At 68.4% G+C, this 25,430-nt stretch carries 21 protein-coding genes; 9 read left to right on the top strand and 12 right to left on the bottom strand.

Annotated features, from left to right (window positions below):
• Positions 1-21: 21 nt before the first annotated feature.
• The 3 genes from TS85_RS18510 to TS85_RS18500 are packed head-to-tail and all read right to left on the bottom strand — an operon-like array spanning position 22 to position 3,151.
• A complete protein-coding gene (locus tag TS85_RS18510) occupies positions 22-1,047 on the bottom strand; it encodes an amidohydrolase family protein (protein WP_044334197.1) in 1,026 nt (341 codons plus the stop codon).
• A complete protein-coding gene (locus TS85_RS18505; protein ID WP_044334195.1) occupies positions 1,044-1,889 on the bottom strand; it encodes an NAD(P)-dependent oxidoreductase in 846 nt (281 codons plus the stop codon). Before TS85_RS18505 ends, TS85_RS18510 begins: the two co-directional genes overlap by 4 nt.
• 56 nt (positions 1,890-1,945) lie before the next feature.
• A complete protein-coding gene (locus tag TS85_RS18500; RefSeq protein WP_044334194.1) occupies positions 1,946-3,151 on the bottom strand; it encodes a LysR family transcriptional regulator in 1,206 nt (401 codons plus the stop codon).
• Between the two features lie 96 nt (positions 3,152-3,247).
• Between TS85_RS18500 and ligK the strand changes: the two genes are divergently transcribed.
• The 3 genes from ligK to TS85_RS18485 are packed head-to-tail and all read left to right on the top strand — an operon-like array spanning position 3,248 to position 5,860.
• Positions 3,248-3,922 (top strand): 4-carboxy-4-hydroxy-2-oxoadipate aldolase/oxaloacetate decarboxylase, encoded by a 675-nt coding sequence (ligK, locus tag TS85_RS18495; RefSeq protein ID WP_044334192.1) that lies wholly within the window; start codon positions 3,248-3,250, stop codon positions 3,920-3,922.
• Positions 3,915-4,970, top strand: coding sequence for a 4-oxalomesaconate tautomerase (locus TS85_RS18490; RefSeq protein ID WP_044334190.1), 1,056 nt, complete (start codon positions 3,915-3,917; stop codon positions 4,968-4,970). The genes ligK and TS85_RS18490 overlap by 8 nt, the downstream gene beginning before the upstream one ends.
• A complete protein-coding gene (locus tag TS85_RS18485; protein ID WP_044334188.1) occupies positions 4,967-5,860 on the top strand; it encodes an amidohydrolase family protein in 894 nt (297 codons plus the stop codon). Before TS85_RS18490 ends, TS85_RS18485 begins: the two co-directional genes overlap by 4 nt.
• Positions 5,861-5,943: 83 nt before the next feature.
• On the opposite strand, the gene TS85_RS18480 is transcribed toward TS85_RS18485, so the two are convergent.
• Together TS85_RS18480 and TS85_RS18475 are read right to left on the bottom strand one after the other, a co-directional pair.
• A complete protein-coding gene (locus TS85_RS18480) occupies positions 5,944-8,949 on the bottom strand; it encodes a glycosyl hydrolase family 28-related protein (RefSeq protein WP_044334186.1) in 3,006 nt (1,001 codons plus the stop codon).
• 52 nt (positions 8,950-9,001) lie between these two features.
• On the bottom strand, positions 9,002-9,271 hold the full coding sequence (locus TS85_RS18475) for a helix-turn-helix domain-containing protein (RefSeq protein ID WP_077228687.1): 270 nt from the start codon (positions 9,269-9,271) through the stop codon (positions 9,002-9,004).
• A 341-nt stretch (positions 9,272-9,612) separates the two neighbouring features.
• Here TS85_RS18475 and TS85_RS18470 point away from each other — a divergent pair, with 341 nt between their 5' ends.
• Both TS85_RS18470 and TS85_RS18465 read left to right on the top strand, forming a co-directional pair.
• On the top strand, positions 9,613-10,953 hold the full coding sequence (locus tag TS85_RS18470) for a GntP family permease (protein WP_044336603.1): 1,341 nt from the start codon (positions 9,613-9,615) through the stop codon (positions 10,951-10,953).
• 17 nt (positions 10,954-10,970) lie between these two features.
• Positions 10,971-11,648, top strand: coding sequence for a FadR/GntR family transcriptional regulator (locus TS85_RS18465; RefSeq protein ID WP_044336601.1), 678 nt, complete (start codon positions 10,971-10,973; stop codon positions 11,646-11,648).
• A gap of 153 nt (positions 11,649-11,801) precedes the next feature.
• On the opposite strand, the gene TS85_RS18460 is transcribed toward TS85_RS18465, so the two are convergent.
• Positions 11,802-12,302, bottom strand: coding sequence for a gluconokinase (locus TS85_RS18460; RefSeq protein ID WP_077228686.1), 501 nt, complete (start codon positions 12,300-12,302; stop codon positions 11,802-11,804).
• 225 nt (positions 12,303-12,527) lie between these two features.
• On the opposite strand from TS85_RS18460, the gene TS85_RS18455 reads away from it, so the two are divergent.
• From TS85_RS18455 to TS85_RS18445, 3 genes are all read left to right on the top strand, one after another.
• Positions 12,528-15,590 (top strand): glycosyl hydrolase family 28-related protein, encoded by a 3,063-nt coding sequence (locus TS85_RS18455; protein WP_052508003.1) that lies wholly within the window; start codon positions 12,528-12,530, stop codon positions 15,588-15,590.
• 130 nt (positions 15,591-15,720) lie between these two features.
• Positions 15,721-18,702: a TonB-dependent receptor plug domain-containing protein gene (locus TS85_RS18450; protein WP_044334184.1), complete on the top strand. Its 2,982-nt coding sequence runs from the start codon at positions 15,721-15,723 to the stop codon at positions 18,700-18,702.
• Between the two features lie 118 nt (positions 18,703-18,820).
• A complete protein-coding gene (locus TS85_RS18445) occupies positions 18,821-19,513 on the top strand; it encodes a DJ-1/PfpI family protein (protein ID WP_044334183.1) in 693 nt (230 codons plus the stop codon).
• Here TS85_RS18445 and TS85_RS18440 read toward each other — a convergent pair.
• The 3 genes from TS85_RS18440 to TS85_RS18430 are packed head-to-tail and all read right to left on the bottom strand — an operon-like array spanning position 19,510 to position 22,661.
• A complete protein-coding gene (locus TS85_RS18440; RefSeq protein WP_044334181.1) occupies positions 19,510-20,889 on the bottom strand; it encodes a UdgX family uracil-DNA binding protein in 1,380 nt (459 codons plus the stop codon). The two genes, TS85_RS18445 and TS85_RS18440, sit on opposite strands and share 4 nt — an antisense overlap.
• A 9-nt stretch (positions 20,890-20,898) precedes the next feature.
• Positions 20,899-21,381 carry a hemerythrin domain-containing protein gene (locus TS85_RS18435; RefSeq protein ID WP_044334178.1) on the bottom strand — a complete coding sequence of 161 codons (483 nt, stop codon included), beginning with the start codon at positions 21,379-21,381 and terminating at the stop codon, positions 20,899-20,901.
• 32 nt (positions 21,382-21,413) lie between these two features.
• The gene (locus TS85_RS18430; protein WP_044334176.1) at positions 21,414-22,661 is read right to left on the bottom strand and encodes a putative DNA modification/repair radical SAM protein; all 1,248 of its coding nucleotides are present in this window, start codon (positions 22,659-22,661) and stop codon (positions 21,414-21,416) included.
• Between the two features lie 78 nt (positions 22,662-22,739).
• Between TS85_RS18430 and TS85_RS18425 the strand changes: the two genes are divergently transcribed.
• Positions 22,740-23,948, top strand: a complete 1,209-nt coding sequence (locus TS85_RS18425; protein WP_044334174.1) for a hypothetical protein — start codon at positions 22,740-22,742, stop codon at positions 23,946-23,948.
• A gap of 3 nt (positions 23,949-23,951) precedes the next feature.
• Here TS85_RS18425 and TS85_RS18420 read toward each other — a convergent pair whose 3' ends face one another.
• The 3 genes from TS85_RS18420 to TS85_RS18410 are packed head-to-tail and all read right to left on the bottom strand — an operon-like array spanning position 23,952 to position 25,429.
• The gene (locus TS85_RS18420) at positions 23,952-24,356 is read right to left on the bottom strand and encodes a hypothetical protein (RefSeq protein WP_044334172.1); all 405 of its coding nucleotides are present in this window, start codon (positions 24,354-24,356) and stop codon (positions 23,952-23,954) included.
• A gap of 60 nt (positions 24,357-24,416) precedes the next feature.
• Positions 24,417-24,950: a demethoxyubiquinone hydroxylase family protein gene (locus TS85_RS18415; protein ID WP_044334170.1), complete on the bottom strand. Its 534-nt coding sequence runs from the start codon at positions 24,948-24,950 to the stop codon at positions 24,417-24,419.
• A complete protein-coding gene (locus tag TS85_RS18410; protein WP_044334169.1) occupies positions 24,947-25,429 on the bottom strand; it encodes a disulfide bond formation protein B in 483 nt (160 codons plus the stop codon). The genes TS85_RS18415 and TS85_RS18410 overlap by 4 nt, the downstream gene beginning before the upstream one ends.
• Between the last annotated feature and the right edge of the window lies 1 nt (position 25,430).

The following is a 25,430-nucleotide window of genomic DNA, read 5'->3' as shown; positions in this document are numbered from 1 at the left end:
ACGGGAGGATGTGCAGCCGCGTCACAGCCCGCGCGCCTTCAACTTGGCGTCGAGCCGGGGGAACACGCGGCGGGCATTGCCCTCGAAGATCGCGTGCTTGTCGCCGTCCGCGATGTCGAGCGCGTCGACATAGCGTTTGGTGTCGTCGAAATAGAAACCCGTGGTCGGATCGATACCGCGCACCGCGCCGACCATCTCGCTGCCGAACAGGATGTTCTTGGTATCGATCACGTCGGTGAGCAGGTTGATGCCCGGCTGGTGATAGACGCAGGTATCGAAATAGACGTTGTTCATCAGATGCGTCGACAGGTCGGGCTGCTTGAGCATGTCCGCCAGCCCGCGATACCGGCCCCAATGATAGGGCACCGCGCCGCCGCCATGCGGGATGATCATGCGCAGCGTGGGAAAATCGCGGAACAGGTCGCCCTGGAGCAGCTGCATGAACGCGATCGTGTCGGCGGCGATATAATAGGCGCCGGTCGCGTGCATCGCCGGGTTGCAGCTACCCGAGACATGGATCATCGCCGGCACGTCCAGCTCGACCATCTTCTCGTAAAAGGGGTACCAGAAGCGATCGGTCAGCGGCGGATGCGCGAAATGGCCGCCGCCCGGATCGGGATTGAGGTTGCACCCGATAAAGCCGCGTTCGAGGACACAGCGCTCCAGCTCGGCGATCGACCCTTGCAGGTCCGCCTTGGGGCTTTGCGGCAACATGCACACGCCGACAAAGGTCTCGGGATAGAGATCGACGACGCGCGCGATCAGGTCGTTCGACGCGCGCGCCCATGCGGTCGCCACGCTCTCGTCGCCGATATGCGGCCCCATGGTGGAGGCGCGCGGCGAGAAGATCGTCATGTCCGCGCCGCGCTCCTTGAGGAGCTTGAGCTGGTTCTTCTCGATCGTCTCGCGGATCTCGTCGTCCGAAATGGCCGGATACGGCGGGGGCGTCTCGCCGCTCTTGAACGCCGCCTTTTGTGCCTCGCGCCAGGCGTCGTGCTGGGGCGGGGCAGTCGTATAATGGCCGTGGCAATCGATGATCATCGTCATGCGGCTTTCGCCTTCCGGTTCAGGATGGTGTCGACCTTGGCGGCGAGGCCGTCGGGCGGAGCGACGCCCAGCGCGCCGATCGCCCGCTGGCGCGCGACGGTGCCGCGCGTCATCGCGCTGCCGGTGCCGAGCGCGTCGAGGGTCTTGGTCACTTCGTCCATTTCGGCGGCGCGGCGCGTGCCGTGGACGATCATGCGGTCGAGATTATAGTCGAACCGCCGCGCCCAATCGGCGCCCGGCCAGCTCGCGTCGAGCGAGGCGATGACTTCGGCCTCCACCCCGGCGGCGTGCGCGGCGAGCGCGCATTCGGCGGACAGCGCCTCGATCCCCTTGACCATCACCGATCGGATCATCTTGATCGACGAGGCCGCGCCGACATCGCCCGCGACGATGCGGACGCGGGTGAAACCGGCTTCGCTGAGGATCGCCGCGCCCGCTTCGGCATGCGGGCCGCTGACCAACAGGGGCACCGCCAGCCCGGCGGGATCGACCGGCGCCATTACCGCAACGTCGATATAGCGCGCGCCCGCCGCCTCGATCGCGTCGCGCGCGGCGCGCTTGGTATCGGGGGCCACGCTGTTCATGTCGAGCCAGCACGCGCCGGGGGCCAGATAGGCGGCGCCGCTGCGCGCGGCCTCCAGCGCCTGGTCGGCGGTGACGAGGCAGAAGATCGCGGCGGCGCCGGTGATCGCGGCTTCGGCGCTGTCCTCGGCGCGGACGTCATGGGTTTCGAAATCGGCGCGCTTGGCGGCATCGGCCTTGCGGTCATAGCCACGCGCGGCGGCTGCCGCGAATGCCATGCCGGCCTCTCCGAATCCGATGAAGGCGTTTTCGCTTCTCATTGGCAGCGGGACTAGGCCGCGCCGCCCTCGCGCCGCCAATCCAATTGCTGTGAACCCTATTGGATTTCCTGAACTCTGCCTCTGTCCGCTGCCGCCTCGATCAGCGCGATGAGCCGTGCCGCCGCCGCCGTGGGGCGCCATCCGGCGCGCGTGGTGATGCCGATCGTGCGCACGCCATGCGCCAGCGGACGCCCGATCGCCGCCAGCATCCCGCTGTCGATTTCCAGCGAAACCTGATCGGGCGACAAGAGCGTCAGCAGGTCGCTGTCGCGCAGCACGCCGCGAATCACCATCACCGATCCGCATTCGATCGGCGCCGGCGGCAGCGGTTGCCTCGCGAACATCGCCTCCCATTGCGCGCGCAGCGGCGTGCCCGCCGAACCGACGATCCAGCCATGCTGCGCCAGCGCATCGAGCCCCGGGTCCGCGACGCCGGCAAGCGGATGCCCGCTGCGCCCGATCACCGTCAGCCGATCGTCGAACAGCGCGCGCTGCTCCAGCCCCGGCGGCGCCTCGTCGCGCAACGCGCCGATCATCAGGTCGATAACGCCGTCGTACAGCGGCTCGACCAGTTCGCGCCACGACCCCTCGACCACGTCGAGCACCGCGCGCGGCGTGCCCCTGCTGAACGCCGCGATCGCGCGGGGCAGGATCAGCGCGCGCGACAGCGGCATCGCGCCGATCGCGATCCGCCCGCTATCGGCGCCGTCGCCCGCCTCGACGATCCCCGCCGCGATCTCGCCCGCCGCCAGCCGGATGCCGCGCGCGACCTTGCGCCCCGCCGCCGTCAGCATGACGCCGCGCCCGCGCCGCTCGGCCAGCGGAGTCGCGCAAATCTGCTCGAGGTCGCGCACCGCGCGGTGGAGCGCGGGCTGCGACAATCCGCTCGCCGCCGCCGCCGCGGCAAAGCTGCCCGCATCGGCGAGCCTTAGAAAAGCATCGAGCTGCGTCGCGGTCATCAGTTGCTCGGGCCGGGCAAACCCCCGCGTGCCCCGCCCGCCGCCGCGCGTGGCGTGCGCCAGATGCGCAAAGGCGCTGGCGCTGCGCTGCGCCATGCACAGCCCCGCGGGGGTGGGCGCGACGCCGTCCGAGCGGCGATCGAACAGCGCGGTGCCCAATTGCCGCTCCAGCTTGCGCAGCCCCTGCGTCAGCGCGGGCTGCGACAGGCTGACCGCCTGTGCCGCCGCGCTCAGGCTGCCCTGTTCGACCACGGCGGACAGCGCGCGCAGATGGCGCAGATTGAGGTCGAAGGGGGCGGTCATCTTGTCCTATCCATAGCAAAATCTTATCGCTACTCCGCAATATGGATTGGGCGGGTCAGGCCCGAGCGGTCAAGGCCCACGCAAAAGGAGAGCAGCATGGCAGGTCGTGTCGTCCGCAACATTCAGCGCGCCGAGGCTTTGGTTATCGACGGGCTCGCCGCCGCCGGCGTCGCGACGGTGCATGAGGCGCAGGGCCGCACCGGGCTGCTCGCCAGCCATATGCGCCCGATCTATCCGGGTGCGCGCATCGCCGGGTCGGCGGTGACGATCTCCGCCCCTCCCGGCGACAATTGGATGGTCCATGTCGCGATCGAGCAGCTTGGCGCGGGCGACATATTGGTGCTGGCCCCGACCAGCCCGTGCGAGGACGGCTATTTCGGCGACCTGCTCGCCACCTCGGCGATGGCGCGCGGGTGTCGCGGGCTGGTGATCGATGCGGGCGTCCGCGACGTGCGCGACCTGACCCAGATGGGCTTCCCCGTCTGGTCGAAGGCGGTGTTCGCGCAAGGGACGGTCAAGGCGACGCTCGGGTCGGTCAACGTGCCGATCGTGTGCGCAGGCGCCGCGATCCAGCCGGGCGACGTGATCATCGCCGATGACGACGGCGTCTGCGTCGTCCCCCGCGCCGATGCCGAGGCGGTGCTCGCCAAGGCACAGGCGCGCGAGGCCGCCGAGGAATCGAAGCGCAAGCGGCTGGCGGCGGGCGAGCTGGGGCTCGACATTTATGACATGCGCGGCAAGCTGGCGGCGCTGGGGCTCACCTATGAGTGACGGCGTGCGCTGCATGTGGATGCGCGGCGGCACGTCGAAGGGCGCGTTCTTCGTGGCCGAAGACCTGCCCGCCGACACCGCGGCGCGCGACGCCTTGCTGCTGCGGGTGATGGGATCGCCCGACCCTCGCCAGATCGACGGCATGGGCGGCGCCGATCCGCTGACGTCGAAGGTCGCGGTCGTGTCGAAATCCACGCGCGACGGCGTCGACATCGACTATCTGTTCCTCCAGGTGTTCGTCGACCAGCCGATCGTCACCGACAGCCAGAATTGCGGCAATATGCTCGCCGGAGTCGGCCCCTTCGCGATCGAGCGCGGGCTGATCGCGGCACAGGGCGATGCGACGCGCGTGGCGATCTTCATGGAGAATACCGGCCAGGTCGCCGTCGCCACCGTCCAGACGCCGGGCGGCCGCGTGACCTATGCCGGCGATGCGACGATCAGCGGCGTGCCCGGCACCGCCGCGCCGATCCCGCTGGCGTTTCGCGACACCGCCGGATCGTCGTGCGGGGCTTTGCTCCCCACCGGCAACGGCGTCGACACGATCGACGGCGTCGCGGTGACGATGATCGACAACGGCATGCCGTGCGTCGTGATCGCCGCCACCGACATGGGCATCACCGGCTATGAGGATCGCGAGACGCTCGACGCCGATGCCGCGATGAAGGCGAAGGTCGAGGCGATCCGGCTCCAGGCCGGGCCGCTGATGAATCTGGGCGATGTTGCGAGCAAATCGGTGCCCAAGATGATGCTGGTCGCCGCCCCGCGCGAAGGCGGCGCGATCGCGGTCCGCTCGCTGATCCCGCACCGTGTTCATGCCTCGATCGGGGTGCTGGGCGCAGTCAGCGTCGCCACCGCCTGCCTGATCCCCGGCTCGCCCGCACAGGCGCTGGCGCTGGTGCCCGAGGGCGATACCAAGACGCTGGGCGTCGAGCATCCGACCGGCGTCACCGAATGCGTCGTGACGATCGATAGCGAGGGCCGCCCGGTCGAGGCGGGAATGCTGCGCACCGCGCGCAAGCTGATGGATGGAGAGGTTTTCGCGTGAGCACCGACGAGAATGGCCGGATCCGCAGCTGGACGCTGACCCCCTCCACGCCGCGCTATGTCCCGCCTGCGGGCGCGGTGGACGCGCATTGTCATGTCTTCGGGCCGATGGCGGACTTCCCGTTCAGCCCCAAGGCCAAGTATCTGCCGCAGGATGCCGGCCCCGAAATGCTGTTCGCGCTGCGCGACCAGCTCGGCTTTGCGCGCAACGTGATCGTCCAGGCGAGCTGCCACGGCACCGACAATGCCGCGACGCTTAACGCCATTGGCCGCTCCGAAGGCCGCGCGCGCGGCGTCGCGGTGGTCGATCCGGCGATCTCGGCGGAGGCACTGGCGGCGCTGCACGAGGGCGGGATTCGCGGGGTGCGGTTCAATTTCCTCAAGCGGTTGGTCGACGACGCGCCCAAGGACAAGTTCCTCGAACTTGCCGCGCGGCTGCCCGCGGGCTGGCACGTGGTGGTCTATTTCGAGGCCGACATCCTCGCCGAACTCCGCCCCTTTCTCGACGCGATCCCGGTGCCGGTGGTGATCGACCATATGGGCCGCCCCGATGTGGCGCAGGGCCCGGACGGCGCCGATATGCAGGCGTTCCGCGTATTGCTCGATTCGCGCGACGACATCTGGGTCAAGACGACCTGCCCCGACCGGCTCTCGGCGCAGGGCGAGCCCTATGACGATTTCGTGGCCGCCGTCGCGCCTTTGGTCGAGGCGTATCAGGATCGCGTGCTATGGGGCACCGACTGGCCGCACCCCAATATGGAGACGCGCATCCCCGACGATGGCGGGCTGGTCGACGTGATCCCAAGGATCGCGCCTACGGCGGCGCTCCAGCACAAGCTGCTCGTCGCCAATCCGATGCGGCTCTACTGGCCGGAGGAAGTCGTCGGCTGAAGCCGGTTCCCCGCGAAAGCGGGGGTCCAGAGCCCCAAGCGCACCGCCCTTGGCCCTGGGCGCCTGCCTCCGCGGGCGCGCGGCTAGATACCTACCGCGTACAGCGCATGATGCGCGAGGATGAACAATGTCCGCCCATCGGCCCCGCCGATGATGAGCTGAAGCGGGCGTTCGGGCATGTCGATCCGGCGGATCGGCGTGCCGTCGGCGGCATAGACGAACACCTGCCCGTTCGCGACATAGAGGGTGCCGGCGGCATCGCGCGCGACGCTCTCGCCCCCGCGATCGGCGGCGATCCTGAGGTCGGTCAGCGTGCCGTCCGGACCCAGCAGCCCGCTATAGCTGCGGTTCTCCGACGCGTTGGTCAGCCACAGCCGCTCGCCCGGTCGCGCGGTGACCAGCCCATAGGCGTCGAGGCTGTGCGACCAGCGCCAGCCCTGGTGATCGTCCGGCCCCTGGTTCCACACACGGAACGCCGGCAGCACCAGCGAGCCGTCGGGTGACACATATTCCTGCGGCTTCGGCGTCGCCATCGCGCGCGCGAAGAAATCTGCCAGCGGTGGGTACTGATAGGTCACCGGATCGATCCGGTCGGCGAATTCGCCATTGGCCCAGACATTGACCGGCAGCGCGGTCAGCGCCCGCGCGCGCGGCTTCACGGGCGTCGGCGCGATCACGCGGACATCGTCGGGCTCGGCGGGATCGATGCTGTACACCGTCGCGTCGCGCCCCGCCGACGACAGCACCATCAGCCGCCCCGAGCGATCGACCGCGAGGTTGACCGGGTCGAGCGGTGCGTCCGCCACGATCGTCAGTCCCTCGCCCGCCGCCCAGCCATGGATGCGCTGGAAGAAGCGGTCGATGAAATAGAGCTTGCCCTTGGCATCCACTGCGCCACCCGCGATCGAATAGAATCCGTCGGCCAGCTGCGTCACCCCCGGCGACACCGGCACCGGCGATGCGGACGCGGGCATGGCGGGAATGTCGAGCCGGGCGAACTCGCGCTCGCGCACTTCCTGCCCGCGCGTCACGTCCTTTATCGCATTCTCGAACGGGAACTTGCTCGCGCGCAGATAGGTGCCGCAGCCCTTCGTATCGCAGCTCGCAAAGCCGCTCTCGGCGTTCACATGGACATTGCGGAAGCGGATGTCGCTGGAATTGAACAGCTTCACCGCCGCATCCATCGGCTTGATCGAGCGCGTGACGCGATAGCCATGATAGTTCGCAAACAGGATGTTGCGCGAATTGCGGAATTCGGTCGAGATCGCGTTCACGCCGTCGCGGACCTCCTGCTCGGTCTGCGGCGCGAGGAACTCCCAATTCTCGACGCCGTCCAGCACGATTTCGGCGCGGTAATGATGCTCGGCGGACAGTTCATAGACATGCCCCGGCGTCCTGGTGTTCGAGACGTGGAAGCCCGCCGACGCCAGCGTATTGGGTGACCAGATCGCGGCAAAGGTCCCGCCGCCGCCGTCCGTCACCCAAATGCTCGGATATTGCCCGTCGAAGCGCGCGCGCGGGTCGCCAAAGCCGACCGGGCTGCCCTTGGTCAGCACGGTGCCGCCGCCGCCCTGTATCTTGACGTCGTTGACCATCGACGCCTCGCCCGCGCGCCACAACAGCGCAGTGGCGCGCGGATTGATGCCGCCGGTCCACAGCCCGATGCCCGAGACGATCGCATCGCCGCCGCGCGCGCTCTCCAGCAGCGCCTTTGCGCCGCCGACGCCGCGATAGGCGGGGGTGTCATCGACCAGGTAGAGGTGCGTCAGGCTGGGGTGCAGCGCGATCAGCACGCTGTCGGGCCGCAGCTTGAGCGTGTCGGTCAGGCGATAGCGGCCCATCGGCAGATAGACGACACGGCGGGTGTCGATCGCGCGCTGGAGCGCGGCGGTATCGTCGGTCTCGTCATCGCCCTTGACGCCCAGATCGCGGACGTCCGCCCATTCGGCCACCGGCGGCAGCGCGCGGATCGCGGGGCGGGGGCGGGCGGGCATCCGCGCGAGCGGCGCCATCGCCATGTCGGTCGCAATCGTGCCGGTCGCGCCCAGCCCGGGCAGCGTGAGCCCGTGCGAGAAATCGGTGACGCGATAGTGGCGGCCCGCGCCCGCCACGGTCCTGCCGCTGTCGCGGAAGCGCGCGAAGACGGGGGTGTTGGTCGCGACCGCATTGTCGAAGCCGATCTGGGTAAAGGCGCTGGTCTCTTCGGAGATCACCACCCCCGCGCTCGACACATTCTCGAACCGGACCTGCTTGCCCCATAGCGAATCCGAATAGCCGCGATCGATCTCGATCCCGATCGGGGTGTTGCGGATCGCGACGTTGATGAGCGTCAGGTCGACTTCATGCTCGCGGATCGCGGCGTCGCGCTGGCCGTCAAACTCCGAATCGATCAGCGTGAATTGCCAGGCGGGTGAGGTCTTTTCGGTCAGGATGCCGTAGCGCCCGCCATAGAAGCGCAGATCTTCGCACGCGTTGCCCGCCTGATAGATGCCGGCGAGCCCCGACCCCAGATGGAAATCGATATGGCGCAGGAACCCATGCTGCGCGACGCGGAAGCGCACCGCGACGGCGCCGGCATTGCCGCGGCCGATCTCGAAATCGACATTCGACAGCGCCGAGTAGAAAGTGCTCGAGGTCGCGTCGAAGATCGCCGGATCGGCGGGGACGCTGGTGGGCGGCGGCACCGGCGCCCTGCCGACGCGATACTGGTCCTCGCCGGTAAAGGCGATCATCGCCGCGATCCCCGCGCCATAGCCCGGGGTATCGTCGCCCAGCACGATCACCGGGCGCGTCGCACCGATCCCGAACACCCGCACTGCGGAGCGCACGAAGATTGTGCGGCTGATCCGATAGCGTCCCTGGGGCAGGAAGACGACGCCGCCCTTGCCCCCGGCTGCGGCGGCATCGATCGCCGCCTGGATCGCCGCGCTGTCGTCCGCGCGGCCATCGCCGACGCCGTGCACCGTGATCGCGCGGGGATCGGCGGGGGCGGTACGATAGACCGAGGTCGAGCCGGCAAAGGCGGGGAGAGGCACCAGCAACACGGCCAGCCAGAGCAGCCCCACCGAGAATAGCGCGCGCGTCGTCATCGTCCGTCTCCCGGATCGGGCTGCAAGCGGTCCGCGCACCCGCGCGGGGCGTTCAGGATGCGTGGCGCGAGAGCGACTGTGCCGCGATCGCCACCTGCGTCCGGTTGCGCACATTGAGCTTGCGCATCAGCGCGGTCATGTGCGCCTTCACCGTCGCCTCGGCGATGCCCAGGTCGAACGCGATCTGCTTGTTGAGCTGTCCCGATCCCACCCCGCGCATCACCTTGAGCTGGGTCGGGGTCAGCTGGACCGCGGCGCCCGAGGCATCGGTCGCGATGCGCGGCGCCTCTGGCTGGCGGGATTCGTGGAAGGTCCCTTTCATATCCTGACTCCCTGGCGCGTGGCCTGCGGCGCCTGGCATCGCCCTGCCGGCACCCTTGCGTCCATGGCCGGTTATTCCGGATTCGGTTGGACAGCTTTTGTTATGTTCCCCAACCAAACATTGAATCAAGCCTTTTTTATTGCAGAACTGCAAAAACCTGTCCTACAGATAAAGACAAGGCGAAGACGCCGCCGAGCCGGAACAAGGGTGCCGATTGAGGGGCATCGCTTTTCTCCGGACGCAGTAAACATGGGGGCCGCCACGCGATTGCGCGGGTGCTTGGGGGAGGCGCGAATGGCTATGATGACGACGGGCCGCGGAGTGCGGCGGGGCGACCGGCGATGACGGGCGACGACATCCGGCTGGTGATCGCCGCAGTCGCGGGAATCGCGCTGGCGATCCTGTTGATCGTCCGCGGGCGGCTCCACCCCTTTCTCGGGCTGTTGTGCGGCGCCTTCGCGGTCGGCATCTTTGCGGGCCTGCCGCTCGGCGAGACGTCGAAGGCGGTGCAGAAGGGCGTCGGCGACATTGTCGGCGGCACCGGGCTGGTCGTCGCGCTGGGGCTGTCGCTGGGCGCGATGCTCCATCTGTCGGGCGCCGCCGCCTCGCTCGCCACCGGCGCGCTGCGGCTGACCGGGCCAAAGGCCGCGCCCTGGGCCACCCTGGGCATTGCGATCGTCATCGGGCTGCCGCTGTTCTTCGAAACCGGGCTGGTGCTGCTGCTGCCGATCGTCGTCGCCGCTGCCAAGGCGCTGCCCGACGACGGCGACCGCGACGCCGCCAAGCTGCGGCTGATCATGCCCGCGCTGGCCGGGCTCGGCGTGGTCCATGCGCTGGTCCCGCCGCATCCCGGCCCGCTGCTCGCGGTCGAGGCGCTGAACGCCAGCCTGGGGCTGACGATGCTGTACGGCATATTGATCGCGATTCCGGTCGCGATCCTCGCCGGGCCGGTGCTGGCGCGGTTCGTGACGCCCGGGGTGAAGCTGACCGAGCCGGTGCTGAGCGACCATGCGCTCGACCTGTTGCCGCCACCGCGCCCGGTGTCGCTGTTCATCGTGCTGCTGCCGATCGTGCTGATCGCGGCGGGCGAGCTGGGCAAGCTGGTGCCGGGGCTGGCCGAGGCGCCGTGGCTGGCGGCGGCCAGCAACCCGGTGCTGGCGCTGCTCATCACCAATCTCGTCGCGCTGCCGCTGCTGTTCGGGCGGCGGCTGAGCGAGGCGGCGATCCAGGACGCCGTGTGGTTCGAGACGATGGGCGCGGCGGGCGCGATCCTGCTCGCGATCGGCGCGGGCGGCGCGCTGAAGCAGGTGCTGGTCAGCGCCGGGCTGTCGGACCTGCTCGCGCGGGTGGTGATGCTCTATTCGATCTCGCCCTTGCTGCTCGGCTGGCTGGTCGCAGTGGGCATCCGCCTTGCCGCCGGATCGGCGACGGTCGCGACGATCACCGCGGTCGGGGTGATGCCCGGCGTGGTCGCGGCATCGGGCGCCTCGCCCGAGCTGGTCGTGCTCGCGATCGGCGCGGGATCGGTGTTCTTCAGCCATGTCAACGACCCCGGCTTCTGGCTGGTCAAGGGCTATGTCGGCACTACAACCGCCGACACGTTCCGGACCTGGTCGATGCTCGAGACGGTGATCTCGGTCGCCGGGCTCGCCATGGTCGTGGCGCTTAGCTACATCGTATGACGGTCGGGAGGGGCGTCGTGCAGGAAGGCAGGCTGGCGGATCGCGCCTATACTGCGATCGTCCAGATCATCAACGAGGACGGGCTGACCACCGGCGACCGGCTCCCGTCCGAGGCGCGGCTGGCCGAGACCTTCGGCATGTCGCGCAGCATCGTCCGCGAGGCGCTGGTAAGGCTCGCCGCCGATGGCATCACCGAAGCGCGGCGCGGCGCGGGCTCTTACGTCAAGCGCCGCCCCTCCGAACGGCTCGGCTCGCACGTGCCGATGCAGGGACTCGCGGCGACGCTCGGCACCTATGAAGTGCGCTTCGTGCTCGAGGCCGAGGCGGCGCGGCTGGCCGCGCATCGCCGCTCGCATGCCCAGATGGAGGCGATCGAGGCCGCGCTCGCCGCGCTGCGCGCCGCGCTCCTCTCCAGCGCGCCCGCGCACGACGAGGATTGGGTGCTCCACCGCGCGATCGCCGAGGCGACCGGCAACACTGCGTTCGTGATGCTGTTCGACCGGCTGCATGAGGAAGTCATCCGCATCCTGCGCGCGGGCGTCGACATTTCGCGCTCGCGCCCGCCCGAGGTCATCGGCGCGATGATGGACGAGCATGACGCGATCGTCGACGCGATCCGCGCGCGCGACGCCGATGGCGCCGCGCTCGCGATGCGCTGGCATTTGTCGCAGGGGCGCAAGCGGCTGATGCCGTAAGGGGGCGCGTTTGAAAATTCGCGAAAGAGCGAATTTTAAGGCGGCGCCGGCCCGCTCCCCCGCCCGGCCACCCCTAGAATACTGCCGTCGGGTGGCCGGGCGGGGGAGCGGGCCGGCGCCGCCAAATGCGCGACAGCGCATTTCCAAACAGTCTTAGCGGGCGGCGACCATCCCCGCCTGTACCCACGCCAGCGCCGCATCGCCCAGCACCTCGATCGGGCGATAGCAATGCAGCACCAGCGCATTCTCATCCGCACCCGGCCGCTCCAGCGCCGCGAACTGGCTGTCGAGCAGGCTCGGCGGCATGTAATGCGCCGTCCGCCGCCGCATCTGCTCGCCGATTGCATCGCGGTCGCCGTCGAGCAGCACGAAGCGCACCGGCACCCCCGCCGCAGCCTCCAGCCGCGCGCGATAGCTGCGCTTCAGCGCCGAGCAGGCAGCGACCGCGATCCCCCGCTCGCGCACCGCATCCCCGATCGCAGCGCCCAGCCGATCGAGCCACGGCCAGCGATCGCCGTCCTCGAGCGGCTGGCCCGCGCGCATCTTCGCGACGCTCGCCTCCGAATGATAGGAATCGCCCTCGAACGCAGGACAGCCCAGCCGCTCGGCCAGATGCGCGACCAACGTCGACTTGCCGCACCCGCTCACCCCCATGGCGACGATGGCGCAGGACGGCAATCCGGCGATATTCGCTAGTGACTCCACTGCCGGTCCTTCTTGTACCCCGCACGGTCGCGCCGCGCATTCCGACAACGGTATCGGGGGCCGCGCGGGGCTTGGCCATTGCGACCTTTGTCGCGGTCGCCGCGCCGGCTGCGGCTGGCTATCGGCCATGCTATCCACGTCAATTGAAGCGGTTAGGATCTTGTGGAGAGCAACATGGCCAGCATAGTGCGCGCAGTAGCGAGTGCCTTGATCGTGGCGGGGTTGCCGCTGGGCAGCGCGCTTGCGCAGACGGGGCAGTCGGTGTCCGCCTTCGCGACCGCCCCCGACGATCCCGCTGCCGTGACGGTGCAGGCGCGCGGCGACGGCATCGCCGACGACAGCGCCGCGATCCAGGCGGCGATCGACGCCGCGGCGGCCCGGCCCGGCGGCGGCATCGTGTTCCTGCCCGCCGGGCGCCACCGCATCACCCGCACGCTGTATATGTGGCCGGGCGTGCGGCTGTTCGGCGTCGGGCGGACGCGCCCGGTGCTGCTGCTCGCGCCCTCGACTCCGGGGTTTCAGCGCGGCGTCGGCAGCATGGTGTTCTTCACCGGCAACCAGCCCGGCGCCTCGCCCCCCGGCACCCACGGCGCGCCGATGCGCGGCCCGGTGCCGGTCCCCCCGCCGACCAGCGTGCCGTTCAACCCCGACATTGCCGACGCCAATTCGGGCACTTTCTATTCGGCGATGAGCAATCTCGATTTCGAGATCGGCGAAGGCAATCCGGCGGCGACCGCGGTGCGTTTCCACACCGGCCAGCACAGCTATCTCAGCCATATCGATTTCCGGCTGGGGTCGGCGCTGGCGGGCATTTACCAGGTCGGCAATCTCGGCTTCGACCTGCGCTTCCACGGCGGACGCTATGGCATCCTGACCGAGAAAACCTCGCCCGCCTGGCAATATACGCTGCTCGATTCCGAATTCGACGGCCAGCGCGATGCCGCGATCCGTGAGCATGAGGCGGGGCTGACCCTGGTCAACACCGTGCTGCGCAACGTGCCGGTCGGGATCGAGATCGACAAGGGCTATGGCGACTGGCTGTGGGGCAAGGATGTCCGCTTCGAGAATGTGTCGAAGGCGGGGATCGTCATCAGCAACGAAGGCAATGCCTATACCCAGATCGGGTTCGACAATGCCACCGCGCGGGGCACCCCGGTCTTCGCGCGCTTCCGCGACAGCGGCAAGGCGGTGCCGGGGTCGGAGGCGCCCTATCGCGTCAAGGAATTCACCTATGGCCTGACCCTGCCCGGCCTCGGTCAGCCCGGCAGCACTGCGACGCGCATGGCGATCGCCCCGCTCAAGGCGCTGCCCCGACGCCGCGACGCCGCACTCCGCGCGCTCCCTGCGGTGGCCGGCTGGAGCAATGTCCGCACGCTCGGTGCCAAGGGCGACAATGCCACCGACGATACCGCCGCGATCCAGCGCGCGATCGACAGCCACCGCGTGGTCTATTTCCCCAGCGGCTTCTACCGCGTCACCGACACGCTGAAGCTGCGCCCCGACAGCGTCCTGATCGGCCTCCACCCCAGCCGGACCCAGATCGTGCTGGCCGACGACAGCCCTGGCTTTCGCGGGATCGGCTCGGCACGCGCGCTGATCGAAAGCGCGAAGGGGGGCGATGCGATCGTCTCCGGCCTCGGCCTCGCCACCGGCGGAGTCAATCCGCGCGCGACGGCGCTGTTGTGGAGGGCGGGGGCGCGCTCGCTGGTCGACGACGTCAAGTTCCAGGGCGGGCACGGCACCAATCTCTACGACGGCACTCGCTTCGATCCGTACAACGCCAACCACACGAGCGACGCCGATCCGAAGAAGCGCTGGGACGGCCAATATCCCTCGCTGTGGGTGACCGACGGCGGCGGCGGCACCTTCAACGGACTGTGGACGCCCAACACCTATGCCTCGGCGGGGCTGCTGGTGTCGGATACCGATACGCCGGGGATCGTCTATCAGATGTCGGCGGAGCATCATGTCCGCGCCGAGATCGTGCTGGATCGCGTCCGCAACTGGGAATTCCTAGCGCCGCAGACCGAGGAGGAAGCGGGCGAGGGGCGCAGCACGATCGCGTTCGACATCCGCAATTCGCGCAACATCCTGTTCGCCAATCTCCACGCCTATCGCGTCACCCGCACGCTCCAGCCCGCGCCGGTCGCAGTGCAGATCGAGGGCTCGACCGACATCCGCTTCCGCAATGTCCATGTGAATGCCGAAAGCGGCTTTTCGACCTGCGACGCCAATGGCTGCGGCACCTATTTGCGCGCGAGCAAATATCCCTATTCGAATGCGATCCGCGACGTGACGCGCGGCGGCGAAGTGCGCGAGCGTGAGTTCGCGGTGCTCGACGTGACCGACGCGCCCCCGCCCGCCGCCGCGCCGACGCTGGCGCCGGTGCGCAAGCTGGCGGACGGCTTCGCGGCGCTGGGCGGGGGTGCGGTGGATGCGGCGGGGCGGCTCTATTTCGTCGATCGCCTGTCGCACCGCATTCATGGCTGGACCGAAGCCGGCGGGCTGACCACCATCGCCGATGCCCCGCTCGATCCGGTCAACCTGGCGGTCGATCGCTCGGGCGACCTGCTCGTGCTGTCGTCGGACGGGCCAGAGGGCAGCGTGTACAGCATCGCGCCGGACAAGCCGAACGCCGTGCGGGTGATCGCGCCGACTCCCGTGTCGGAACGCCGCAATGCCCGCGTCGCGCTCCCCGGCAGCTTCTGGGTCAATGGCGAGTTCCGCGACCAATATGACTCCGCGACCGACCAATTCACGACCCTGGCGGAGATGTTCGCGCGCGACGCGGCGGCGCCAAAGCCCCGCGAATATGTCTCCCCCGACGGCAGCCTGGTCCTCCCGGCGTATCGCGTGTGGCAACAGGGGCCCGACAATCATCTCGGCTGGCGTTTCTCCGACACGCTCGACACCTATGGCTGGACCGGCGGCACCGTCGGCGCGCGGGTGTACGTCGCCAATGCCTCGGAGAACCGCAGCTATTCGGCGCTGCTCGGGGTCGGCGGCGCCCTGACCGATCTCAGGCCATTCGCGGCGCGCGGCGGCGAGAGCGTCGTCGCCGGGCCGGACAGGCGCGTGTACATCGCCAATGGTCAGGTCTTCGTCCACGCAGCGGACGGCGCGGAACTGGGCCGAATCGATGTGCCCGAACGCCCGCTGCACCTGCTGTTCGGCGGTCGCGACGGGCGCACGCTGTTCATCCTCACCCACCACGCGGTCTACGCCGCCACCCCCTGACCTCCCGGCGGGGCGACCGGCTTGCGACCATGGTCGTAGATGCCGGTCGCCCCGCGATCCGGTAAGACCATCCCCACAAGGCGCGGAGCCGCTTCGGTCCCACGCGCCAGAACCTTCAGAGGGGGATATCATGATCGGGACATTTTCATTCGACCGTCGATCGCTGGCGCATCTGCGTGATAGCGCTACCAGCGTGGCCGCGCTCGCCGCCGCGCTCGCCTGCACCCCGGCCCTTGCCCAGACCGCGCCCGATCCGGTCGCCCAGACCGTCCCCGATGCGCCCGAGGCCCAGGACGACGCGGGTGAGATCATCGTCACCGGCACGCGTATCCTGTCGAGCGGGTTCACCGCGCCCACGCCGACGACGATCATCGGCGAAGAGGAAATCGCCCGCAACGCACAGCCCAATATCTTCAACGCAGTGATCCAGCTGCCGTCGCTCCAGGGCTCGACCGGTGCCTCGACCGGCACGTTCAGCACGTCGAGCGGGACGCAGGGGCTCAGCTCCTTCTCGCTGCGTGGCCTCGGCACGATCCGCACGCTGACGCTGCTCGACGGCCAGCGCGTCGTCGGCGCGAACGTGACCGGCGTTCCCGATATCAGCATGTTCCCGCAATTGCTGGTCAAGCGCGTCGACGTCGTCACCGGCGGCGCCTCCGCCTCCTATGGCTCGGACGCGGTCGGCGGCGTGGTCAACTTCATCACCGATACGCGCTTCACGGGCTTCAAGGCCAATGTCCAGGGCGGCATCACCACCTATGGCGACGATGCCCAGGCGCTCGTCCAGGCGGCGGTGGGCAAGGCGCTGTTCGACGATCGGCTGCACCTGATCGCCAGCGCCGAATATGATCATGAGGACGGCGTCGGCCCCGGCGATTTCGGCACCGATCTGGCGGGCAAGCGCGACTGGTATCGCGCCACCACCTTGTTCAACACCGGCCAGACCAACAACGGCCTGCCGCAATTCGTCGTCGGCGATTACGCCCAGCCCTATCAATATGCGCGCTACGGCCTGATCAACAACGGCCCGCTCCAGGGCATTGCCTTCGACGTCAACGGCACGCCCTATAATTTCAACTATGGCTCGGGCGGCGTGCCGCAGGGCAATGGCCGGGTGAGCAATTGCTATCCGGGCAACAGCTTCTGCGTCGGCGGCGACCTTTCGGGCGCGCCGGGTTCGGGCGCGTCGCTCAAATCGGCGCTGGAGCGGATCAACGGCTTCGGGCGGATCGGCTATGATTTCGCCGACGACAATGAAGTCTATTTCACTGCGAACATCGCGCAGGTGAAGACGAGCAACCAGCCGAGCCCCGGCTATAATCGCCCGAACCTGACGGTGCAGTGCGCCAACCCGTTCCTGCCGCAGCTGGTGCGCGATCGCTGCGCATCGGCGGGGATCACGTCGTTCAACTTCGGGTCGAGCAACGGCAATTTCCCCGATCCCAAGGTCAGTACCGATCGCCGTCAGTATCGCTTCGTCGGCGGCGTGAAGGGCAAGTTCGGCGTGGGCGGATCGGATTGGCGTTACGACGCCTATTATGCGCATGGCACGACGATCGCCGATATCGACGTCGACACGATCGTCCTGCAGAACCGCTATGTCGCCGCGACCAATGCGATCACGCTGAACGGCGCGATCGTATGCGCCGATGCCGCGGCGCGCGCGGCGGGGTGTCAGCCGATCAACATCTTCGGCGGGATGGCGCCCTCGGCGGCGGCGCTCGCCTATGTCACGCCCGAAAACGGCCCGTTCCAGCACACCAAGCTGACTCAGGACGTCGCCAGCCTCAACTTCTCGGGCGAGCCGCTCAATCTGTGGGCGGGGCCGCTGTCGGTCGCGTTCGGCGGCGAGTATCGCAAGGAATATTACCGCGTGACCGGCGACCCCTATGGCGCCGGGGTGACGAGCGTCAGCCCCAACAGCGCGGCCTATCCGGCCGATCCGCTGCTCAACGCACCTTTGGGCAGCAATTGGGCGGCGGGCAATTACAAGAACGGCACCGGAAAATACGATGTTTACGAAGGATTCCTGGAGCTTAACCTGCCCCTGTTCAACAGCGACGCGATCGGTCGTGCCAATTTGAACGGCGCGGGCCGGGTGACGCATTACAGCACGTCGGGCACCGTCTGGGCGTGGAAGGTCGGCGGCACCTGGGACACGCCGGTCGACGGCATCCGGCTGCGCGCAGTCACGTCGCGCGACGTCCGCGCGCCGAATCTGTCCGAACTGTTCGCCGCGCCGACCGTCACGACGCTCCCCAGCTTCAACGATCCTTTCAACAACGTCGCAGTCCAGGCATTCCAGAACACCGTCGGCAACCCCAATCTGAAGCCCGAAATCGCGCGCAACACCGAATTGGGCATCGTCTATTCAAAGCCTTCGTGGCTGCCGGGGCTCAGCCTGTCTTTCGACTATTACAGCATCAAGCTGGACGGCGTGATTTCGACGCTGTCGGCGGACCAGATCGTGCGCTTCTGCTATGAGGGGAACCAGGCGTTCTGCGGCGGCTTCGTGCTCAACAGCCCGGTGCAGGGCGGCAATTACATCAACGTCCAGCCGTTCAACCTCGCCTCGTGGAAGACCAGCGGGTTCGACATCGAGGCGAGCTATCGGTGGCAGCGTCCGCTGGGCCTGCCGGGCAGCTTCACGCTCCGCGCGCTCGGCACGCATGTCCGCGAGTTCATCGTCGACGCGGGAATCGCCGGGGTCGACAAGGTCGACCAGGCGGGTGCCAATTCGGGCAACACGCCCAGTTGGAAATGGCTGGCGGTCCAGAGCTACAGCAACGACAGCTTCAGCTTCAACGTCCAGGAGCGCTGGTTCTCGGACGGGGTGTTCGGCAACCAATATGTCGTCTGCACTTCGGCCTGCCCCGTCTCGACCGGCAACCACCCGACGATCGACCGTAATAGGATGAAGGGCGCCTTCTATGTCGATATCGGTGGTTCGGTGAATTTCACCAATGAAATCAGTAGCTTCTTCAAAGTCGACAATCTCTTCGACCACGACCCGGAGGCGATGCCGCAAACCAATACCGGGCTCGACGTCAATCCCGCGCTCTACGACACGCTGGGCCGCACCTATCGTGTCGGGGTGCGCGCGCGGTTCTGATCCCGCTTTCGCCTCCCAGCATGGGCCGGCGGCGCACCCCGCGCTGCCGGCCGCTTTGTCAGGATTGACCGGAGCGCCGGCGCCGCTAGCCTGAACGCCCCTCAGCCGGAGCCCCCGCATGGCCGAACCCGCCCCGCTGCACATCGCGTTCCTGCTCTACCCCGATGTGACCCAGCTCGACCTGACCGGGCCGGCGCAGATATTGTCGCGTCTGGGCAATGTTCGCCTCGTTCTGGTCGCCAAGACGCGCGATCCGGTGCCCACCGACGCACAGTTTCCGCTGCTGCCCGGCGCGACCTTCGCCGACGTGCCGCGCACCGATATCCTGTGCGTCCCCGGCGGCTTCGGCACCGTCGCGGCGATGGAGGATGCCGAGACGCTCGCCTGGGTCCGCCAGGTTGCCGAGGGCGCGCAATGGGTTACGAGCGTCTGCACCGGATCGCTGTTGCTCGCCGCCGCCGGGCTGCTGCGCGGCTATCGGGCGACGAGCCATTGGGCGTCGCGCGACCAGCTCGCCTGGTTCGGCGCGGAGCCGGTCGCCGAGCGCGTGGTGTTCGATCGCAACCGCGTGACCGGTGGCGGCGTCACCGCGGGGATCGATTTCGCGCTGGCGCTGACCGCGCGCATCCGCGGGGAAGCGCATGCCCGCTTCGTCCAGCTCAGCCTCGAATACGACCCCGCACCCCCCTTCGATTCGGGTTCGCCCGAGCGGGCCGACCCGGCGACACTCGCGCGCTACCGCGACATGGTGTCGCGGTTCGCGCCGGACCGGGCGGAGAAGGTACGCGCGATCGCGGCGCGCTCCGCCTAACCCGCGAGCGCCGCCGCGCCGCGCAAATCCTGGACGAACGCGGCGAACTCGTCCTCCACGCGCGCCTTGTCGGGCATCCGCAGCAGGAAGCTCGGATGGATCGTCACCCAGCCGATCCCGCCCTCGGCCAGCTCGATCGCGCGGCCACGTTCGCGACCGATCGTCACGACCTTGCCCAGCATCTGCCGCGCCGCGGTGGCGCCCAGCGCGAGCGTGACCGCGGGCCGGACGAGCAGCCGCTCCTGCTCGTACCACCAGCGACACGCGCTGATCTCGCCCGCGTCGGGCTTCGCATGGATGCGGCGCTTGCCGCGCGGCTCGAACTTGAAGTGCTTGACCGCATTGGTGACGTAGAGCGTCGCGCGGTCGATCCCTGCCGCCGCGATGGCGCGGTCGAACATCTGCCCCGCCGGGCCGACAAAGGGGTGCCCGGCCAGGTCCTCCTGGTCGCCGGGCTGCTCGCCGATCACCATCATCCGCGCATCGACCGGGCCTTCGCCGAACACCGTCTGCGTCGCATGGGCGTGCAAATGGCAGCGGGTACAGCCGCGCGCCTCTTCGCGCAGCGCTTCCCATGCGTCGCCGCTGTTGCCGCCGAGTGCATCGCGTGCGTTCGCCACCATCGCCGTTTCCCGCTGGCGCGCGCCCGCCACCAGTTCCTTGACCAACGCGGTTTCGGGCATGTTGTGCCAGTATTTGCGCGGCATCTCCTTCCGCATCGCGCCCACCTTGAGCCGCGCGGGATTGAAGGTGGAGGCGTAATAGGTCTTCCACATCGCCTCGACCGGATCGTCGCCGGGCGCGTCCTCGCGCCGCGCGGGCGGGCCCTCGCGCAGCGTCGCGCCGTCCCAGTGCAGCGACAGTTCGGGGGTAAGGATCGACCAGCGCATCGCCGCGAAGCGATCGACGAAGAAGCGGGCATTGGCGCGGACGATATGATGCTCGGGCTCGAACCAGGCGACATAGCGCGGGGTGCCGCCGTCATCGACTTCACGAAAGCGGACGAACGCGCGCATCTTGTGGATGTCGCGGCGGACCGCCTTGGCCATGTCCTCGATGCGGCGCACCAGCGGATCGGCGCGATCGTCGATGCGGCGCGGCTGGTCGATCAGGCCGACGAGCAGCGAGTAGAGCCATGCGAAGCGCTGCGGATCGGCGTGCAGCAGCGCCGACTGGGCAAGCTCCAGAAACCCGCGCTGGACGGTGAAGCCTTTCGTTCCGCCGCCGGGCAATTCGGGCGCGCTGAAAAGATCGCCCGGCTGTTCGCCCACCTGCCAGACCACGTCAGACGGCGCGACGCCCGCCTGGGCCAGCGCCCGCGCAGCGTCGCGCCATCCGGCGAAGTCGTCCTCGGCGGCGAGGGTCACTCGCCGCATCGGGCCGCCTTATTCGCGTTCGTCGCCGGGGGCATGGTCCTCGGCCCGCTCCAGTTCGGCGGGCTTGCGGGCTTCGAATATCGTCGCGAGCCGTTCCTGCTCGGCATCGCTCAGCCCTTCGGCGGCGGCGGGGAACATGTCTTCCTCCTCCTCGTCGATGTGATGCTCGTAGCGATGGCGCATCTCGCCGAACGTTTCGTCCCATTCGGCGGTGCCGAATTCGAGGTCGAGAAGCTCGCCGAGCAGATCGTCGACTTCCTTGTGCTCGGACACCGAATGGCGCGCATCCTCGCGCAGTTCGGGGTCGCCGAGCATCGTCGCATAAAGCGACTCCTCCTCGGCGGCGGCATGCGCCTGGAGCTCGAGCTGCAGCGTCTCGAACGCCTCGCGGCGCGGCGCGTCGGTGCCGGGATGGTCGCCGACGCGCTTGAGCAGCCCGCGCTGGCGGTCGTGATCGGCCTTCAAATCCTCGAAAATGCGTGCGTCGCTCATGGGAGCCCTCCTGTTTCGGGGGCACAACCGTTTCACGCGGCGAAAAGCTCCAGTTGCTCGCGCTTTGGTGCGACGAGCGCGCGGAGATCGGCCTTTTCGGCCAGCGCGACCGGGCGCCAGTCCTCTGCGATCAGGAAAGGGCGGAGCTTGGCGATCGAGACCGTCAGCCGCGCGACATCGGCGAGCCGCAGCCGCCGCCAGCGCCGCGTGGCGAGGATCGCCGTCACGGCCTTCACCCCCAGCCCCGGCACGCGCAACAGCGCCTCGCGCGGCGCGCGGTTGACGTCCACCGGGAAGCGATCGCGGAATTTGAGCGCCCAGGCGAGCTTGGGATCGATGTCGAGCGGGAGCATGCCGGTCGCGGAGTCCGCCGCCGCGGCGACTTCGCGCGGCTGATAGTCGTAGAAGCGCATCAGCCAGTCGGACTGGTACAGCCGATGTTCGCGCATCAGCGGCGGGCGCTGGAGCGGCAGCACTGCGCTCGCGTCCGGGATCGGGCTGAACGCCGAATAATAGACGCGGCGGAGCTTGAAGCGATCGTACAGTCCGGCGGCGCGGGTGATGATGTCGCCATCCGTCGCCGCATCGGCGCCGACGATCATCTGGGTCGACTGGCCCGCAGGCGCGAAGCGGGGTGCGGACTTGTAGCGTTTGCCTGCATCGGCGCGATCATCGATCGACGCCCGCACGTCGCGCATCGCGCCTTCGATCCGCGGCGCCGATTTCTCCGGGGCCAATCGAGTCAGCCCGGCGACGGTCGGCAACTCGACATTGATCGACAGCCGATCGGCGTGGAGCCCCGCCTGCCGGACCAACTCGGGGTCGGCGTCGGGGATCGTCTTCAAATGGATATATCCGCGAAACCCATGATCCTCGCGCAGGCTCTGCGCGACGCGGACGATCTGCTCCATCGTATAATCCGGCGACCGGATGATCCCCGAGGAGAGAAACAGCCCCTCGATATAATTGCGGCGATAGAAGCGCAGCGTGAGGTCGACAATTTCCTCGGGCGTGAAGCGCGCGCGGCGGACGTTCGAACTCTTGCGGTTGATGCAATAATGGCAATCGAACACGCACGCGTTGGTCAGCAGGATCTTGAGCAGGCTGATGCAGCGGCCATCGGGCGCATAGGCGTGGCAAATGCCCATGCCCTCGGTCGAGCCCAGTCCCTTGCCGTCCGCCGAATTACGCTTGCTCGTGCCGGATGACGCGCAGGATGCGTCATATTTTGCCGCGTCGGCAAGGATGGCGAGTTTCTCGCGAAGGTCCAGTTGCGCCATTTGTTCTTTATATGTTCCAATCGCTTGCGTGTCCAGTGGCGATGGACGCGATGCAGCCGGGCCGGTAAGGCACGCCGCATGGGGTGGGCGACGATCTGGAACGCGAAGGCGCGCGTGCTTTGGCTGGCGCTGGCGGTGACGTGCAGCCTGGGCTGGCTGTTCAAGGGGCATTGCATGTCCGGCGGCTGGGTCGGGTCGATACAATATACCACCGGCTGCTATTCCGATGTGCTGCCCTTCTGGTTCGGGCGTGGGGTGGCCAGCGGGCAGATCCCGTATCTGCAGGCGCGGATGGAATATCCGGTCCTCACCGGCGCGCAGATCTGGCTGGAGGGGAGCGTAACGCGCCTCCTGTTCGGCGCCGGCGCGCGGGACGCGCATTTCCTGGGCGTGGTTGCGCTGGTCAATGCGCTTCTGGCGGCGGCGATCCTGGCGATGATGATGCGGGCGGGAGTCGATCGGCGGCGGCTATGGGCCTGGGCGGCGGCGCCGCCGCTCGTGCTGTATCTGGCGCATAACTGGGACCTTGCCGCCGCGACGCTTGCGGTCTGCGCGCTGGTACTAGCGCAGCGCGGGCGGCTGGTGCAGGCCGCCGCTGCCGCGGCGCTGGGCACGGCGGCAAAGCTCTTCCCGGTGCTGCTGCTGCCGTTGCTCGGGCTTGGCGCATTGTTCGGCGACGCCCGGCCCTGGCGGGCGCGGCTGATGCGCGCGACGGCGCTCTCGGCGGCGGCGATCGGGGCGTGGCTGGCGGTGAACCTGCCGGTCGCGCTGCTGGCGCCGGAGAATTGGAGCGAATTCTATCGCTTCTCGCAGGAGCGCTCGGGCACCGCCGCCGCGACCTGGGACGTGCTTGCCAATCTGGGATGGCTGTTCACCTGGACCGAGGATCGCAATCTCTTTGCGCCGCTGCTGTTCGTTGGCGGCGCGGGTGCGATGCTCGCATTCGGATGGCGCCAGCACCACGCGCATCTGTGGACGCTGTTTGCGCCGGTGCTGGCGTGGTTCATGCTGACCAACAAGGTCTATTCGCCGCAGTTCGACCTGTGGCTCTATCCGATGCTGGTGATGCTGGCGCCGCGGTTGCGGCTGGTCGCGCTGTTCGTGGTCGGCGACATCGCGGCGTATTTCGCCGAGTTCTGGTGGTTTGCCGGGATGGAGAATGCGTGGCCCGCAACCACCGTAACCGATATTGCGGTCGCCGCCGGGTTTCGGGGAGCCGTGATGCTCTGGCTCATCGTCGATTGCGTGCGGCGCCCGCCACCGGAGTGGGTGACCGCCCCGCGCTGAGCATCAGGGAAGCGGCAGGTCGGTCTCGGCCTTCTTCCGCGCCTTGGCATCGGCCTTGGCACGCGTTGCGTTGCGCACGAAACAGCCGGTCTGCCCGCCTGCCCCCACCGTCGAGCAGCTTCCGGTGCCGGTCTGCCCCGAGGTCAGCGCATCCTGCGAGCGGACTGCCCAGCTTTCGGTCGCTTGCGGGCGCCCGGCCTGGTCGCGCAGCGTCTTGGGGATGCGAAACCGTTCGGTCTCGTCGAGGCGCTGGCACACGACGATCTCTTCGCCATTGTCGTTGGTCGGGCATTTGTCGTTGCCGTAAATCAGCAGCACGCCGTTCTGGGCGGCATTCTGCGCCTGCGCCGCTGGGACGAGGAGCGGTGCCACGGCGAGCGCCGCGCCGAATACAACCTGCTTGATCATCACGCCTGCTCCTTCACCCACCGGGACATTTCCTACACCCCTAACGCTGAACCCGGCCTGTCATATCCGCTTGGACAGCGCAATCGCGGCGCGGCACCCCATGCGAATCAGCCCGGCGAGCACCGGATAGCCCGGCGCCTGCTCCGCGCCAGAGGCAATCGCGGTGTCGAGATGCTCAAGCTCTTCGGCACGAAACTCTGCAACGGCCTCGCTCAGCTCGGGATCGGCAGCCCCCAGTTCGGCGAGCTGCTGGCTATAATGGCGGTCGATCTCGGTCTCGACCGCAGCCGTGCAGGCCATGGCGGCGGAAGGCCCCATCGCCGCAGTGACCGCGCCCAGCGCAAAGCCTGCCACATCCCAAAAGGGCTGGAGCGCGGTCGGTCGAACGCCGCGGCGCACCAGCATCGCGTCGAAAAAGCGGCGATGGCGCTCCTCCTGGATCGCCATGCCCGCGATCTGGCGCGCGGCGGGCGTGCGATCCCCCATCACCGCCAGCTGGCCGGCATAGATTCGCGTCGCGCCATATTCGCCCGCCTGGTCGACGCGCACCATTGTCCGCATGGCCTCACGCGCGTCACCCGGTTTCCAGCTCATCGCCTTGCCCTCCGAACCGACAGGCCAAAGATCGCCACCGCGCCCGCGAGCGAGAAGATCGCGTTGAACCCTGCGAGGCTGATCCCGAGCAGCGTCCATTGCGCCGTGTCGCAGCGGATCAGCGGGCGGCGGAGCGCTTCGTCGAGCATCGCCATCGGATCGCCGGGGGTGGCTGCGGCGGTGCAGGCGGTGATGCCCTGCCACCAATGATATTCGACTCCCGCGTGGAAAATGCCGATCGCGCCGCTGAGCGCGATCAGCGCGCCCGCGAACAACACCAGCGTCATCCGCAGCGGGCGACCGGGGGCCACGAACGACAGCGCCGCCACTGCGATCGCGGCATAATGCGGCCAGCGCTGCCACATGCACATCTCGCACGGGACCAGTCCGAAACTTTGCGAAAGTAGCGCACCGCCGACCAAAGCTGCGGGCAGCAGCAGCGCGATCAGCCGTGCGATACGAAGTCCGTCAACCGGCATG

It is taken from the genome of Sphingomonas hengshuiensis, from assembly GCF_000935025.1.
GTDB lineage: Bacteria > Pseudomonadota > Alphaproteobacteria > Sphingomonadales > Sphingomonadaceae > Sphingomonas > Sphingomonas hengshuiensis.
Note: the sequence above shows the minus strand (reverse complement) of the source record. Positions and strands in the feature narration are given on the sequence as shown.